This window comes from Vibrio sp. 378, assembly GCF_033339435.1.
The window spans coordinates 1-508 of record NZ_JAWOUO010001259.1; the positions used below are offsets into that span (position 1 = coordinate 1).

Here is a 508-nt window from a genome sequence, read left to right on the forward strand (position 1 = left end):
GTATTACGCCTTAAGTACGACTGCGGTCTCTCCAATCGTGGTATCGCTTCTTGCTTGAAACTCGGCCCGTCCACCATATCGGAACTCCTGACTCGCTTTAAACAAAGCCAACTTGGCTGGCCTCTACCCGAAAGTTGCAGCGATGCTGATCTCACGCAAGCGCTGTATCACAGCAAGAAAGCCAGTCGCGATAAAGTCATGCCAGACTTCACTCAATACGCAGTCGAACTCAGACGTAAAGGCATGACGAAGATGCTGCTCTGGCAGGAATATCATGAGCAATATCAAGAGCAAGCTTACGCTTACACTCAGTTCTGTGAGCACTTCACTCGCTGGTTCAAAACCCAAAAGCGCAGCATGCGCCAGCTTCATGTTGCGGGTGATAAGCTGTTTATCGACTACTGTGGGCCGAGGCTTCAGGTGGTCAACCCTGACACAGGAGAAGTGCGTGAAGCGGAAGTGTTCGTCGCGACCTTAGGCGCGTCCAACTACACCTATGTGGAAGCCT

1 pseudogene is annotated in these 508 nt (G+C 51.6%); it reads left to right on the top strand.

Going from position 1 to position 508, the window contains the following annotated elements:
* Positions 1–508: pseudogene (locus R7Q48_RS31445) on the top strand (IS21 family transposase); the annotation flags it as partial.